The 14,598-nt window shown below is 63.4% G+C and carries 10 protein-coding genes; 2 read left to right on the top strand and 8 right to left on the bottom strand.

What is annotated here, in order from left to right; all coding sequences use genetic code 11:
* Window positions 1-5: 5 nt before the first annotated feature.
* From CK222_RS17165 to CK222_RS17155, 3 genes are all read right to left on the bottom strand, one after another.
* Window positions 6-2,447, bottom strand: coding sequence for an ATP-binding protein (locus CK222_RS17165; protein ID WP_095801176.1), 2,442 nt, complete (start codon window positions 2,445-2,447; stop codon window positions 6-8).
* Between the two features lie 176 nt (window positions 2,448-2,623).
* The gene (locus tag CK222_RS17160; protein ID WP_176477663.1) at window positions 2,624-3,478 is read right to left on the bottom strand and encodes an alpha/beta hydrolase; all 855 of its coding nucleotides are present in this window, start codon (window positions 3,476-3,478) and stop codon (window positions 2,624-2,626) included.
* Between the two features lie 19 nt (window positions 3,479-3,497).
* On the bottom strand, window positions 3,498-4,346 hold the full coding sequence (locus CK222_RS17155) for an Lpg1974 family pore-forming outer membrane protein (RefSeq protein ID WP_127239977.1): 849 nt from the start codon (window positions 4,344-4,346) through the stop codon (window positions 3,498-3,500).
* 337 nt (window positions 4,347-4,683) lie between these two features.
* Between CK222_RS17155 and CK222_RS17150 the strand changes: the two genes are divergently transcribed.
* Both CK222_RS17150 and CK222_RS17145 read left to right on the top strand, forming a co-directional pair.
* Complete coding sequence (locus CK222_RS17150; RefSeq protein WP_176477662.1) at window positions 4,684-5,877, top strand: cytochrome P450; 1,194 nt, start codon at window positions 4,684-4,686, stop codon at window positions 5,875-5,877.
* On the top strand, window positions 5,874-6,482 hold the full coding sequence (locus tag CK222_RS17145; protein ID WP_095801172.1) for a hypothetical protein: 609 nt from the start codon (window positions 5,874-5,876) through the stop codon (window positions 6,480-6,482). Before CK222_RS17150 ends, CK222_RS17145 begins: the two co-directional genes overlap by 4 nt.
* 23 nt (window positions 6,483-6,505) lie before the next feature.
* Here CK222_RS17145 and CK222_RS17140 read toward each other — a convergent pair whose 3' ends face one another.
* The 5 genes from CK222_RS17140 to CK222_RS17120 all read right to left on the bottom strand — a co-directional run bounded on the left by CK222_RS17140 (window position 6,506) and on the right by CK222_RS17120 (window position 14,427).
* A complete protein-coding gene (locus CK222_RS17140; protein WP_095801171.1) occupies window positions 6,506-7,372 on the bottom strand; it encodes an alpha/beta hydrolase in 867 nt (288 codons plus the stop codon).
* Window positions 7,372-7,803, bottom strand: coding sequence for a hypothetical protein (locus CK222_RS17135; protein ID WP_095801170.1), 432 nt, complete (start codon window positions 7,801-7,803; stop codon window positions 7,372-7,374). The genes CK222_RS17140 and CK222_RS17135 overlap by 1 nt, the downstream gene beginning before the upstream one ends.
* A gap of 148 nt (window positions 7,804-7,951) precedes the next feature.
* Window positions 7,952-9,292, bottom strand: coding sequence for an HlyD family type I secretion periplasmic adaptor subunit (locus tag CK222_RS17130; protein WP_095801169.1), 1,341 nt, complete (start codon window positions 9,290-9,292; stop codon window positions 7,952-7,954).
* Window positions 9,289-10,989 (bottom strand): type I secretion system permease/ATPase, encoded by a 1,701-nt coding sequence (locus CK222_RS17125; RefSeq protein ID WP_095801168.1) that lies wholly within the window; start codon window positions 10,987-10,989, stop codon window positions 9,289-9,291. Before CK222_RS17125 ends, CK222_RS17130 begins: the two co-directional genes overlap by 4 nt.
* 177 nt (window positions 10,990-11,166) lie before the next feature.
* A complete protein-coding gene (locus CK222_RS17120; protein ID WP_141247072.1) occupies window positions 11,167-14,427 on the bottom strand; it encodes a VCBS domain-containing protein in 3,261 nt (1,086 codons plus the stop codon).
* Window positions 14,428-14,598: the final 171 nt, after the last annotated feature.

The following is a 14,598-nucleotide window of genomic DNA, read 5'->3' as shown; positions in this document are numbered from 1 at the left end:
AATCATCACTCCTTGGCACTGGAGGCAGGTCTGGCGCTATCGAGCGATGAGACCAACATGCTCCTGACCAGCCTGGCGACATCGATCTCCGACGCCTTGGTCTTGGTCATCATCGCCTGCACCCGGTCACCGAGGTTCTGATCCAACTCGGCCGCCGAGAACACGATGACTTGGGTTTCCAGCGGCAGATCGATGAGCAGATCCAGTCCCGATCCGTCGGGAAGCAGTATGTCCAGGATGACCAGGTCGAAGCGATGCTTTGCGACCGCCTTCCGCGCCTCCTGCAGCGTTTTGGCGGAAGCGATCAAGACGCCCGGACCCAAGCCAGCTGACATCACGGCAAGGACGCCCTCGTCGTCCTCGACGTGGAGGATCCTCGGCCTCCGCTCGACCTTGCTGGCGAGGATCTTGGCGAGAGCGGCGTGAAGGCGCCCCGAATCCACCGGCTTCTCCAGCCAGTCGACGATGCCGATGGCGGTTCCGTTCAGCGAGCGCCTGGCTTCGTCGGCGATGGCGGAGATGACGATGACCGAAATCTCGGAATTCACCGGCGAGACCCTGATGTCGTGGAAAAGCTTGATGCCGGATTCACCGGCCAGCTTGATGTCGAGTGTCAGCGCCACATAGTCGCGGGAGTTCAGGAGCGCTTTTGCGGTACCGATATCGGGGGCGACATCGCTGGAGAAGCCGTCGGCGTCGAGAAGTGCGGCGATCACCGCAGCGATGTCGGGCTCGTCCTCGCAGATGAGGACGCGCAGGCGGCCATCACGCTTTCGCGACCGGCGCTCGACCAAAACCGGCTTCTCGACACTTCTCTGCGCTTCGGCAAGATCGACGTGAAACGAGGTTCCCTTGCCTTGCTCGCTTTCGAAGGACACGGCGCCGCCGAGCTTTTCGACGATGGTCTTCACGATGCTCAGGCCCAGTCCGGTGCCCCCCTTCTTGCGGGTGCTGGACGCATCGGCCTGCTCGAACTTGCCGAATATGCGGCTGCGGAACGCTTCCGGGATGCCGGCGCCTTCATCGATAACGGAGATGCGCAGCATGTCGCGCTCGCGACGCTGGAGCTTCACCATGACAGTGCCGCCGGGATCGGAGAACTTGATCGCATTCGACAGCAGGTTCGCCATCACCTGGTGCAGGCGATCGGGGTCGATATTGGCTTCGGCGCGCGGGGCATCGTCGACCAGGACGATGCGGATCCCGCTCTCGGCCATGTAATTGGAACTGGCGGCGATGGCCTGCTCCAGCACCGCACGCACGGGCATCTGCTTGATCTTGAAGGTGATGACGCCCGACTCGATCTTCTCCATGTCGAGAATGTCGTTGATGAGGAGAACCAGCCTTTCGCTGTTGTTGTGGGCGATATTGACGAGGTTGGCGGCCTTGGGCGGCAGCTCGCCCGCGACGCCGGCTGCGATCAGGCCAAGCGAGCCGCGGATGGATGTCAGCGGCGTTCGCAATTCGTGGCTGACCGTGGAAATGAAGTCGTTCTTGAGCTGGGCGTTTCGCTTCTGCTCGGTGATGTCGCGATTGTAGGTGATGACGCCGACGATCTTGCCGGCCTCGTCGCGGAACGGCGCCTTCAGCGTGTAAAGCCAGCCCTGCCTGCCGTCAGGCAGGAGCGCGGGCTGATCGATGCGCAACGTCTGCCCGGCCTCCAGTGCGCCCAATTCATCCTGCCTGAAGCGCTCGGCCACGTCCTTGGGATAGAAATCGAAATCCGTCTTTCCGATGAGGTCCTCGACGGAGGCGGCGCGCACCAGTTCGGCGGTGGCTGGATTGGCCGCGATGAAGCGCCCCCGAGCATCCTTCACGTTGAGACTGTCCGGCAGCTCGCGAACCATGGCACGGAATATCATGTTGGACATGGCGAGATCGCGTCGCCGCTGCTGCCGGTCGAGCAGCACGGCAATGATGAAGGTGCTCAGGAAGCGGAACAGGAGCGACGGCAACGTGCTCTGCTGCACGAAGCCGGTCACGACCTGCGAGGGAATGACCAGAAGCGTGATGAGCCCGGCCAGCGCGACCGACAGGCCGAGGCCGAGTATGTCGAACATGGTGCGCGAGCGGACCGCGACGATGTGGTGCCAGGCCAGGCCGACGACGGCGGTGATCAGGATGCTCATGACGCCGACTTCGGCGCCCTGACCGCCCAGGTGAAGACGATAGGCGATGGAGCCGGCAGCGGCGATGAACATCGCCGGCCATCCGCCGAAGAACGCGGCCGCACCGATAAACGCGGCACGCAGGTCGACGATGAAGCCGGAAACGGACAAGGCCGTCGCCATGGAAATGACCGCGCCCGCGCACATGACCACGCCCAAAAGCAGCGAATGTGCCCGCCGCGAGAGACGCCCGGTGAAATCCGCCACAAGGTCCCAGGCGACGATAAGGATGGAGACCAGGGCAAGATTGGCCAGCAGTGAGTGCCAGATCTCGGTCATTACTTTTCCGGCTCCGTTTTTTCCGACAAATACCGGCAAAACCTATCCGAGGTCTAAAGAGGGAGCGGAGTAGGCTGAATCGGAGTGACACGCCGAATACGAGACAGGCGACCAAGATTCCGTCGGACCGACGCGATCATACCGGAACATGTCGAGGGGCTCGGCGGCGGGTGGCTCTAAGCCAGACTACGGAAGCTCGACGGTGGCCGCGACACCCAGCCCTCGATCTCGCGGGTGACGAAGGCAGCGGCCTGGTGATGGATGAAATGCCCCGCACCAGGTAGCGCCAGCAGCGATGTGACGTTGTCGACCTCGCGGAACGTGCCGTCATAGGCGCCGGCCGGAATGTAGGGATCGTCGGAGCCGAACATCACCAGAGTCGGCGCCCTGACTGGCGGCAGAGGACCGATATCCGGCATCTTGCCCAAAGGTATATTGGCTCTGTAGTAGCCAAGCATCGCATCAGGGTGGGAGCGCTCAAGCGACTCGACGAGCAACTGCCGTTCGGCTGCGTCGGCGACCCAGCCGCCTAGCTCCTCCGGCGTCGGTATGGCGCCGCTGATCCCCTGGAAACGACGGATGTAGTTGATGGTGCCGGCATTGGCCGGATCGTGGATGGCGCGCAAGTAGTGGCGGGGGTGCGGCGCCGACAGTAGCACCAGATGGCGCACGAGCTGCGGCACGCGCATCGCCAGCCACCAGGCGATCATGCCACCCCAGTCATGGCCAACGACCGAAACCTGGGAAAGGCCCTCCGCCGCCAGCACGGCCAGGACATCCTCTACAAGGCATGGCATGAGTGCGTAGTTGGCATGCCCCTGCGGGGCATCGCTTCGCCCAAAGCCGCGCAGATCCGGCGCCAGTACCCTATACCTGCCTTCGAGTGCCTCGATCTGGCGACGCCAGCCGAGGCCATGGTCGGGAAAGCCGTGCAAAAACAGAATCGGCGGGCCGAAGCCCGCCGCAATGTAGTGCAATTTGACGTTGCCGTTGGCCGCGAACCTGGACTCGAAACCGGCTTCCAAATTCACTTGCAGCGAGCCGCCGCCGTCACATCTTGACTTCGAGGCGCAGGAACGGACCGTCGAAGGTCTGGTTCTTCTGGTCCGCGTTCACGATCAGATTGTGCCACTGCTCGATCTTGTAGCCTGCCGTAAAGGTAGTGTTCGCGATGGGAGTCCAACTCAAGCCGACCGAAGCCTCGACATTGGAGACGGTCTCACTCGAGTGCTGGCTAGACAGTGTATCGGAAAATTGCACGTCGGGGTTCGTAAATGTCACATTTTGCCGAATGCGGTCGGTGCGGCGCCCCCACATGACGGACCCTGCAACCGAACCCGTCAAGCCCCACGTCTCACCAACCGGATAGTAAGCCTCCGCACCGATGCGCGGACCAATACCCCAGTATTCCGAGGTGCCGATTTTGTCAGTGGAGAAGCCCTTGTCTGTGGGATCGGTGGGTGTTGCCGAGAAGGATGAATGGAACTCGGTCTGGTCGGCGTGCAGCAGTCGCAGGCCACCGAAGAAACGAATGTCGGCCGTTTGCACCTTCACATGCTTGCCGAGATCGAAGTCGACCGTCTGGAAATCGAATCCGTGACTGAGAGACGCGCTGAGCACACCACCGGGGACCGCTTCGCTGTCGCCCTCCGACCAGTCCCTGCCGGTATGAAAGGCGCCGGCCAGGCGCCAATCCATGTCCGGCGAAATCTGCTTGGTCAACGCTATGGAGCCGTTGAAGCCGGCCTTGCTGGGCGGAAGACCGAGCTTGTCGGCATCATGGATGTCATTTGAAAAGTACGAGCCTTCAAAGGCGAGCTTGATGCGCGAATCGACGACCGTCTGGTCCGTTGCCTGCGCGTCATTCGCATGGGCCGCCACCACGCCGACAGAAGTCATTGACGCAGCCGAGGCCGCAACAGTCGCCAAAAATTTACCGGATGCCTGCGCCCGCACGCTTTCCCCCAAAAGAATCCAAACCCAAAACCCGCGGCAAGCTAACTCATGGGAAGCATCCGCGAAAGCCACTGATATGTCTTCGTCAGGCGCTGTGACACCTTTGCCACAGCAACCATCCCATGGACGCGGACCTGAGGCCTTGGATCCCGCTACACGTGTGAGCTGTCGGACCTGGGTCCAACCAGCCTATCGACTCGAAGCAAATGTGCTAAGCGTCTTGGACGGGTATGTCAGCCGCCGAAACCGGCCATATCCGGTTGCGGATGGCGGGGGCCAGATGAATCAATCGCAGATCGAGGACGTCCTCAACAGTCTCGTTTACGCGCTCTACGCCCAAAGCGGTCGACAGGGAGCGGGCGAGAATCGCATCGGAAACCTCCAGGTGTTCGACCATCCTGATGCGGTCGACCACCTCGTCAAGTCGCCGGCGCTGTTCCGCAAGAACTTCTCGATGATCTCGGCCCTGGGCTATAGCCGTTTCAACACCAACGATGAAAATTGGGCGATTCGGCGCGAGATCACCCAGGATGCCTATCTGGCGGCTGCGAGGCCGGCCCAGCAAAACGCGGTATCCGAAATCTACACGGCCCGCCTCTTGCAAAGCGATGCGACGCCGGACGGGATCCAGAAGGCACTGTTTTCGGCCTCTCTCACCATCTTCTATCGCGCCTTCGGCCTGGTCGCGGACATCGAGCAGACGCTCACGCTGATCGACCGGGTCCGCGAAGTGCTGCGCCGGCTACAATATTTTTCCTGGGTAGCGCCTACGATTTCCGAGCGTGACGGGGCCGTGTACGACGCCCGCCAGGTGGTCGCCGATTTTGCCGCCCAGCTCGCCGCCGAGCCATGCGCTGCGGCGGAGATGGCGCGCTTCGCTGAGAAGGCCAAGGCTGTCCGGGGTTTCTCGCCCGTCGAAGAGTTCGTCATGAATGTCTTTGCCGGCGTAGAGACCACCGTCGCCACGGTGCTGTGGGTGATCGATCGGTTGGGCGCCAACGAGAAGGTGCAGCAGCGCATTCAGGACGAGATCGATACGGGCAAGCCGGACACGCCCTATACCGACTGCATCGTCAACGAGACGATGCGCTACTTACCTCCGATCCCCTTCCTGGTCCGGGAGGTGGGGGCGGAGACGTCACTGGACGGCAGGCAGCTGCGGGCCGGGCAGCTCATTCTGCTCTCCGTGGTGGGCGTGCACCAGCATCCCGCTTTCTGGGTCGATCCGAAGTCCTTCGATGCCAGCCGCAAGGAATTCATCGAGGATACGTATGACCGTCGCGCCTTCATCCCTTTTCTCACTGGGCCACGCATGTGCGGCGGCGCACGCCTCGGTCGGCTGGAGGTCAGGGAGGCGGTGCGAGCGATAGTGCGCCAGTTCACCTTCAACCGGGCGGACGATGTGATCCGCTTCGACTATGGGCTGGCGTTGCGGCCGGCGGCCGGCTCCTCGGTCGCAGTTGCCCGGCGATGAACCAGGCCTCCCGGACCCGTCCGCTCGTCGAGGGGGAGCGGTTCTCTTTCCCACATGTCGGTGGCCGCCGCTACGTGCGCGGGCTGGACGTCGTGGCTCTGATCGAACGCCGCTACCCGGATTTCGCCCGACTCGACCTGAAGTTCCTGCGGCCGATCGCCCACCATGCGGCCATCAGCTTCCGACGCGATCACGGCACGGCCGTGGTGGTCTCGCTTGCGCCGACCGAGGGCGCGCCACTCGACCTCTACATCGTCAACCTCGACAAGGCTGAGGGGCCGTCCGGCAAGGAGCCTCGGCTCGCTCCTCACATCGCCTTGCCCGGGAGTGGCGCCTACCATCGCTACCTCGTGCTTGGCCGGCGCAGCCACGCTGAAATCCTTGCAGTGGTGTTCAACCGGTACCAGGCCGCCACAGGCCGGCGCTTCGTGCTAAGGGCGCTGCATCTCGAACCGCCGCGTGCCGCAAGCATCGAACTGGTTAGCCTCACCGAACCAACGACCGAACGCGGACTGGGCGTGTGCTCGATCACTCGCCAAGGCCGGCGCTGGTGCAGGATCGAGATGATCGAGGCGCAAGCGTCCGGGGTGACGTCAACGACTTAAATTAAAGATCGGTTCGACGCCCGTCATGCGGCGGTGAGGAAACCGAGAATAAGCAGCGCCTGGTCGAGAGTCATCAGCGAGGGCGGGTGGCCTGCATCGACATTGTCGGCCACCCACAGGTCCGGACGAACAAGCCGCGTGCGCTCGATGGCCTCCCTGTCGATGAAATTGCTGTCGCGGCCGTACATAAGGAGGAACCGCGCCTGCACCTTGGCGACAATCTGAAACAGATCGTAGTCGCGCCCGGCCATGGAACCGAAGCTCCCGGTCGTGGCGGCGTCATAGGCCAGGCGGAAACCGTCGGGGCCGGAAATGACCTTGTTGGCGACATAGCGCGAAAACACGGCTTCCTCGACCGGCCCCATGAAGGAGCGAGTCGAGCGCACATACGCCTCGGCCTCGGCGCGAGTGGCGAACTTCGCTTCGCTGTCGCGGATGATCTCGGCGCGTATACGGTCGACATTGGCTCCGCCAAGCATGGGAACGTCGTTGAGTACCACCTTGGTCGCCCGTGAGCGGGTTATGTAGAGAAACAGCAAAAGGATCGTGCCGCCCCAGGAGGAGCCGATGAAGTGGTTTTCCTTGCCGGCAAATTGACCGAGCGCGCGCAGGCAATTGTAGTAGACATTGATGTCGTAACCCGAACCCAGATAGGCGCTGCGGCCTCGCCCGAGCAAGTCAGGGCAGATCACCAGATAACCGTTGCGGCAAAGGAGGGCTGCCAGGTAGTCGAAATCGGCGCCGTTGCCGGTAAAGCCGTGCAAACAGAACACGGTTGCGCGCGGCGCGCCCGCCGGCTGCCAGATACGCACGAACATCGACGCATAGCGGTCGTCGAGGCGGATGAGGATCTCCTGGGTCAGCGCCTCGATGGATACTGGATGCGCCATCACGCGTCCCGCTTGCGCACAGCGCGTTTCATGGAGCCGCGGGCATCTATGAAATCGCGCTTCCAATAGACCGATTTGTCAAGATTGAGCAGCTTGGCCTCCTTGATCAGCGGCAGGATGTGCGAGGACGAGCGCGTCGCCAGTACCGTCACAGCGACGGCAGGGCCGCCGGGATAGGGATTGAGCGGACCATTGTTCGCCACCCACGCCTCGGCAACCTCGCGACTGGTCGCGATCCAGCCGACATAGGCAACGATTGCATCGTCGATCGAGCCGATCAGATGCGTCTGCTGCTCGAGCTGGTAACGAAGCGACTTCACCATCTGGCCGAATTCATAGCCGTCGAATGGCGGATAGTGAGCGATGAAGTTGCAGACAAGCCCGAGCGAGACCGGATTGAAAGGAACGCGGGTGAAGAGGAGATTGCTCATGCGGACTCAGGGGTTGGAAACGGGCGCGAGATTATGCTGAGCAGTCAAGGTAGGGCTAGTGGGGAAATGGGAATCGACCGCCGGCACCGCCGCAATGCTTGGACTGCAGCCGTCCAATGCTTGCGCTACCCCTTGACGGGCAGTTCCCTCACTTCTGCCGGAAGGCCGTATGCAGCGACGTGGTCAGCGGCCCCAGAATGTAGTCCAGCGCGGTGCGTTCCTCGGTGACGATCATGACCTGCGCCGGCATGCCGGGATAGAGCTGGATCTGCGGCGCGGCGGCGAGTTCCTGCTGATTCACCGCCACGTCGGCAACGTAATAGGGAAAGCCGGTCTTGGCATCGGTGACGCGATCCGCCGAGACGCGGGTGACGCGGCCGTGGATGACCGGCGTCGTGCGCTGCTTGTACGAGGTGAAGCGGACCTCGGCCGTCATGTCGGCGCGCAGGCTGGATATGTCCTCGACCTTGACCTGCGCTTGAACGATCAGCGAATTCCTGGTCGGCACGATATCCAAAATGGTCTGGCCGGGCGCGACGATCGCGCCGGTCGAAAAGACGGTCAAGTCCATCACCTGGCCGTCATAGGGCGCGCGCACTTCGGCGCGGTCCACCGTGGCCTGTGCGGCAAACATCTTCGGCACCAGATCGGCAAGGTTCGACTGGGTGTCGATCAGCATGGCCGAAAGTTTGGCGCGACGCTCGTTGGTGAGCTGCGCGATCTGGCTTTCGAGTTCGGCCTTGCTCTGGCGATTTCCGGCGATCTCGCCGAGCGCCTGGTCGATCAGGCCCTGCAGGTCGGAGGCCGAGCGGTCGAGCTCCAGGATGCGCGGCTTCGTCGTCAGCCCCGCCTTCAGCAGCTTGTTGAGGCTCGCCTTTTCGTCGATCGTCGACTTGAGCTGCGCGCGGAAGGACTCGACGCGCGCCTGCTTGCCATCGATCTGCTCGTCGAGTTCGGCGATGCGCTTCTGCAGGATCTGCCTGGCGCCGGCCATCGAGGCGCGCTGGCTCTCGAGGTCGGCAATCTGGTTGGCCATGGCGTCCTGCAGATAGGCCTGGTGCTCGGCGGTGATGTCGTTCGGGAAGGCAACCGCCTCATGGCCGTCGAGCTCGGCGCGGATGCGGGCATCGGTGGCGCGCAGCAGCGCATATTGCTGCGAGTAGAGGTTGAATTCGGACCGGGCGCGGGTGTCGTCGAGCAGCACCAGCACATCGCCGGCCTTGACGATGTCGCCATCCTTGACCCGGATTTCCTTCACCGTGCCGCCGTCGAAATGCTGGACGCTCTTGCGGTTGCCCTCGACCTTCACCACCGCATCGGCAAGCACCGCGCCATTGAGCGGCGCGACCGCGGCCCAGCCGCCGAACACGCCGAAGAAGGCGGCGATGATGAGCAGGCCGATCCACACCGGTGCCCGGATCGAGTCCGCATTGGCGCCCGCATCTTCGGTGCCGGAGAGGTTGCTATAGGAAGCGGCGATATCGGTCATTGGGCCGCCATCGTAATCGGTGCCGCGCGCTGGTTGAGCAGCGCCACGATCTCGTTTCTCATGCCGAAGGCTTCGACCGCGCCATCCCGCAAGAGCAGGATCTTGTCGACATTGGCCAAAGTCGAGGGCCGGTGCGAGACGATTATCACCGTGCTGCCGCGACGCTTCAGCTCCAGCGCGCATTCGGCCAGGGCGCGATCGCCATCGGCATCGAGATTGGAGCTCGGCTCGTCGAGCACGATGAGGTTCGGCAGGCCGAAGACAGCGCGGGCAAGCGCGATGCGCTGCCGGTAGCCGCCGGACAGCACCGCCCCGCCCTCGCCGATCTGCGTCTCGTAGCCTTGCGGCAGCCGGATGATCATCTCATGCACGCCGGCGAGCCGTGCCGCCTCGATCACCTCGCGGTCGACATCGGTCTTGAAGCGGCCGATATTGGCGGCCACCGTATCTGAAAACAGCTCGATGTCCTGCGGCAGGTAGCCGATATGGTCGCCGAGCGCCTCCCTTCCCCACTGCGCCATGTCGGCGCCATCGAGCCTGACCGTGCCGCGGCTCGGCTGCATGATGCCGGCTAGGTGACGCGCCAGCGTCGACTTGCCGGCGCCGGAAGGCCCGACGATGCCGAGCGCCTCGCCTGCTTCGAGCCGGAACGACACATCGCGCAGCAGCACCTTCTGCAGGCTGGGAATGGCGAAGCTCAACTGCTCGACGGCGACCTTGCCGGAGGGCTTCGGCAGGTTGAACGAGCGTTCGCCCTGCGCGCCGCCGTCCAGCAGCCTCTCGACCCTGCCAAGGGCGGCCCGCGCCAGGATCAGGCTGCGCCAGAGGCCGACGATCTGCTCGACCGGCTGCAGCCCCCTGCCCAGCAGCAGGCTGGCCGCAAACATCGAGCCGCCGGTGATCTGCCGCTCGATCACCAGATAGGCGCCGAGGCCGAGGATAAGCGACTGCATGGTGAGGCGCAGGAAGCGGATCAGCCCGGACATGACCGCTGCCCGGTCGCTCGCCCGCCCCTGCTGGCCGAGCGCCAGGCCGCGATCGCGCCCCCAGCGCCGGACGAGGCCGTCGATCATGCCCATGGCGCGGATGACTTCCGCGTTCCTGAGGCTCATTTCGGTGAAATTGTAGTTGGCCGTGGCAAGGTCGTTGGCCTGCTTCAGCGGCGCCCGCACGATATATTCGTTGAGCACCGCCATGGCGATGAGAAGCAGCGAGGAGCCCAACGCGAAGAAGCCGAGCCAGGGATGCAGGAGGAAGATGATGCCGATATAGATCGGCGACCAGGGCAGGTCGAACAGGGCATGGATACCGCTGCCGGTGATCACCTGCCGGAAGGTGTCGAAATCGCGGATCGGCTGGCTTGGCGAGGCACCCTGCGACGGGGTCTCGACGGAAGCCGCCAGGATCCTGGCCGAAAGCAGCCGGTCGAGCCGCGCGCTGGCGCGCGTCAGGATCGCGGCGCGCACGAGGTCCAGACCGGCGAGCGCCAGGAACGCCGCAAGCAGCACCAGCGTCAGCATCGCCAGCGTCGTCTCGCTGCCGCTGGTGACCACCCGGTCGTAGATCTGCAGCATGTAGAGCGGCGACGCGAGGTAGAGCAGGTTGATCGCCAGGCTGAACACCGCCGCAAACAGGAAATAGCGGCGGCAGGCGCCAAGCGCTTCCCTGACGATTTTAGATTTGTTGTCGAGACTCAAAATACCCAGCGGCAGAACCGCCCCCTGTCAAACTGCATGCCCGGAACGATACTATTCCGGATCCCTCACCCGGCCACGCGATCCGCTCGTAAACCTGCCGTAAACCTTAATTCGTAAGCTGAATCCTGGGGTAGCGGGATACCAGGTGAGCCGCGCGGGCGCGGCTCACCTCTTTGTTTACAGCACGAAGTCGCTGGCCGTCAGTCCGAGGTTGACGCCGGTCAGCCTGATCTGAAAATCAGCCGTTGCGTTGCCGTCGACATCGACACGCACAATCGTGTTGCCGCCGCTTTCGGACCAGGTGATGCTGTTGGCGACGGTGTTCGCGTTCTGACCGCCGAACAGGAAGGCCTGATCGCCGCCGCTGCCGGTATTGGCATCGATCGATGACAGGTCGATCTTATCGACGGCATGGACGAAGTCGGTGATGGTGTCGTTTGCGGCGGTTGCGGGCGAATCCGCAACGGCTGAGCCATAGTAGAATGTATCTGCTCCCAGACCACCCGTAAGCGTGTCAGTGCCGGCCCCGCCGACAAGCTTGTCAATGCCATCGCCACCGTTGAGCGTGTCATTGCCGCTTTGGCCGAACAGCGTGTCGTTGCCCGCCATGCCGAGAATGATGTCTGCGCCGCCGTTGCCGTAGAGCACGTCATCGCCACCGTTGGCTCCGTTAAGCGCGTCGCTTGAATTGCCGTTGCTGCCAGTGATGACCTGGAACGTCTCACTATACTGGTACGGTGGTCCTGCGGGGTCGCCCACCTGGGTTGCCTGCACGGTGATGGAATAGGCCTTGCTCGGCGAAAGATCTCCGGAATTCAGCGTGCTGCCGGTGATCGAGAACAGCCCCGGGTCTGATTGCGAAGTGATGCTGTAGACGAAGCTGCCGGGGTCCGGATCGGTGGCGCTTAGTGTTCCGGTGAACTGGAACGAGCTGAAGTTCACATCCCCGGTGGTGGTGCTTGGTGTAAGCTGGATGTCAGTCGGAGCAAAGCGCGGTGCGCCGTCGTCAGCGCCATTAATGGTAATCGAGACCAGTTTCGCCGTGCCGTCCTCGGAGAAGACAGTAAAGCTGTCGCTCAAGGACTGGCTGCCGGTCAAGGCATTGACCGTCGGATTCGAGTTGTCGAGCGTGTAGGTCCAGACTCCCGCGGCGGTCACGGTGTAGCTGCCGTAGCCGAGCGCGCTGGCCGTCGCTGAATTGACGGCCTGGAAGGCGTCCGTACTGTTGTCGACATCAGCCGACAGAAGGTCCCCGGTGGCGGTCGGCGTGCCTCCGCCATTGGAGGTGCCCGCTTCGATGACGGTCCCCGCCGAGGTGCCGCTGATCACCGCGGCGTCGTTGGCGCCGTGGATGGTGATGTCTATCACCTGCTGCGTGCCGTCGACGGTCGAGACCGTCACCAGTTCATGCAGCGTGGTGTTCGCGCCGCTGCTGTTGAGCGCCTGAACGGTCGCATTGTTGTCGTCGAGCGTGTAGCTCCAGGCGCCGTTGGCATCGATCGAGAAAGTGCCATAGCTTTTGGCGACTGCGGCCTGCATGTTGAAGGTCGCGGGATTGTCCACGTCGGTCGCATTGAGGTCGCCCGAAGCGAAAGCATCGCCAGGTGTGCCGTTGGCGACGCCGCTCTTCTCCGTGACCGAAGCGTCCTGGGCGCCGTTGCCGGCGATGATGGCGGCATCGTTGGTGCCGGTGATCGAGATGGTGATCAGCTGGGGCGTGCCGTCCTCGGAATAGACGGTGAAGGAGTCGCTGAGCGGATCGCCGTCGTTGAGAGCGTCGACCGCCGGATTGGTGTCGTCGAGCGTGTAGGTCCAGTTGCCGGCAGCATCGATGGAGAAGCTGCCGTAGCCGGAGTCGCCATTGCCGCTGGCGGCCTGGAAGGCGTTGGCGGTGTTGTCGACGTCGCTTGCCGTCAGTGAGCCGGTCGCCGTCACCGGGGCGTCGGCGCCGTCCTCGTCGACCGCACCGCTGGTGGTGCCGGCGATGATGGCGGCATCGTTGGTGCCGGTGATCGAGATGGTGATCAGCTGGGGCGTGCCGTCCTCGGAATAGACGGTGAAGGAGTCGCTGAGCGGATCGCCGTCGTTGAGAGCGTCGACCGCCGGATTGGTGTCGTCGAGCGTGTAGGTCCAGTTGCCGGCAGCATCGATGGAGAAGCTGCCGTAGCCGGAGTCGCCATTGCCGCTGGCGGCCTGGAAGGCGTTGGCGGTGTTGTCGACGTCGCTTGCCGTCAGTGAGCCGGTCGCCGTCACCGGGGCGTCGGCGCCGTCCTCGTCGACCGCACCGCTGGTGGTGCCGGCGATGATGGCGGCATCGTTGGTGCCGTCGATGTTGATGGTCACCGAGGTGTGGGTGCCGTCGGCGCTGACCACGTCGAAGGTGTCGGTGTAGGTGGTGCCGGCGGCGAACTCGTTGTGCGCCGAGGAGGCCGTGTAGGTCCAGGCGCCGGCGGCATCGATGGCGAAGGTGCCGTAGGTCCCGACCGTGCCGGCCTGGGCGACGAAGGTCGCCGGGCTGTCGACATCCGAGATGGTCAGCTGGCCGCTGCTCGATATGTCGGCGGCCGCATCGGTCTCGGTCAGGTTCCTCACATCGGCCGACAGCACCGCGGCATCGTTGGTGCCGGTAATATTGACGACGATGTTGTAATTCGCCGTGCCATCCGCGGATGTCACGGTCAACGTGTCGGTGACATTCTGGCCCTGCGTCAGCGGGTCGGCAAGTGCCTGGTTCAGCGCGTAGGTCCACGCTCCCGTCGTCGCATCGAAAGTGAAGGTGCCGTACATGCCCTGGAGGCTCGGCGGTGCCTGAAAATGGTTCTGGCCGGCATCAACGTCCGAAATGATCAGCTGACCATGTGCGCCGGGGTCGCCGGGCGTGCCGTTGGCGACGCCGCCAGCTTCCACCACAGTCGTGTCCGCGCCCGGCGCCGCTGTGATGGTGGCGCCGTCATTGGTGCCTTGAATGTTGACCGAGACGCTCGCCCAGCTCAACGTTCCATTGCCGAGCTTGATTGCGTAGGTAAAAGTCTCGTTGATGTGGTCGCCGGCTCCGAGCGCCTGCAGGCTCGTGAAGCCGTGCTGCGCGAGATAACCGCTAAGGTTCATCTCGACCTTGCCGTTGTTGATGCGGATCAGCACGCCGCCGCCGATGTCTTCCCAGGCGGAGATGCCGGTTGCCTGCGCATCCTGGGTCGTCAGGTCGATCGGCGCGTATTGCTTCGTAGCCGTCGATGCGGACGTGCCGTCGTCGATCGAATAGAGGGTCTTGGCATTGCCGCCCAAATCATTCGCCAAAACGTCCAATAGGATGATGGATTGGGATGCGGACACGATGACCACGTTGTCTTCCGTGTAGTTGAAGACATCGCCCTGTGCCTGCGGCGTGTTGGAGAACGACGTCGTGGTGCCGCCGGCACCGGAGATTTGCGTAGCCATTATTTTCATCCCCCTGGCAGACGCGCTCCGCGCCTGCTCGTTGGCCGTCGGAGACGGCTGACTACCCCATGCCGAATGGATCGGCGCCCAATCTTACGGGGAGAGGATCAGAATGTGCCATGCAACCAGGCGCAACCCGACGGTCCGGCCGTGAACGGCCAGCCCAAGGCG

It is taken from the genome of Mesorhizobium sp. WSM3866 (assembly GCF_002294795.1).
Taxonomy (GTDB): Bacteria; Pseudomonadota; Alphaproteobacteria; order Rhizobiales; family Rhizobiaceae; genus Mesorhizobium.
The sequence above is the reverse complement of the archived record's forward strand: the minus strand, read 5'-3'. Positions and strand labels throughout refer to the sequence as shown.

Coding starts and splice junctions, on each gene's coding strand:
- CK222_RS17165 (WP_095801176.1), bottom strand. CDS start 2,447: ATGACCGAGATCTGGCACTCACTGCTGGCCAATCTTGCCCTGGTCTCC.
- CK222_RS17150 (WP_176477662.1), top strand. CDS start 4,684: ATGAATCAATCGCAGATCGAGGACGTCCTCAACAGTCTCGTTTACGCG.
- CK222_RS17120 (WP_141247072.1), bottom strand. CDS start 14,427: ATGGCTACGCAAATCTCCGGTGCCGGCGGCACCACGACGTCGTTCTCC.
- CK222_RS17145 (WP_095801172.1), top strand. CDS start 5,874: ATGAACCAGGCCTCCCGGACCCGTCCGCTCGTCGAGGGGGAGCGGTTC.
- CK222_RS17135 (WP_095801170.1), bottom strand. CDS start 7,803: ATGAGCAATCTCCTCTTCACCCGCGTTCCTTTCAATCCGGTCTCGCTC.
- CK222_RS17155 (WP_127239977.1), bottom strand. CDS start 4,346: ATGACTTCTGTCGGCGTGGTGGCGGCCCATGCGAATGACGCGCAGGCA.
- CK222_RS17130 (WP_095801169.1), bottom strand. CDS start 9,292: ATGACCGATATCGCCGCTTCCTATAGCAACCTCTCCGGCACCGAAGAT.
- CK222_RS17140 (WP_095801171.1), bottom strand. CDS start 7,372: ATGGCGCATCCAGTATCCATCGAGGCGCTGACCCAGGAGATCCTCATC.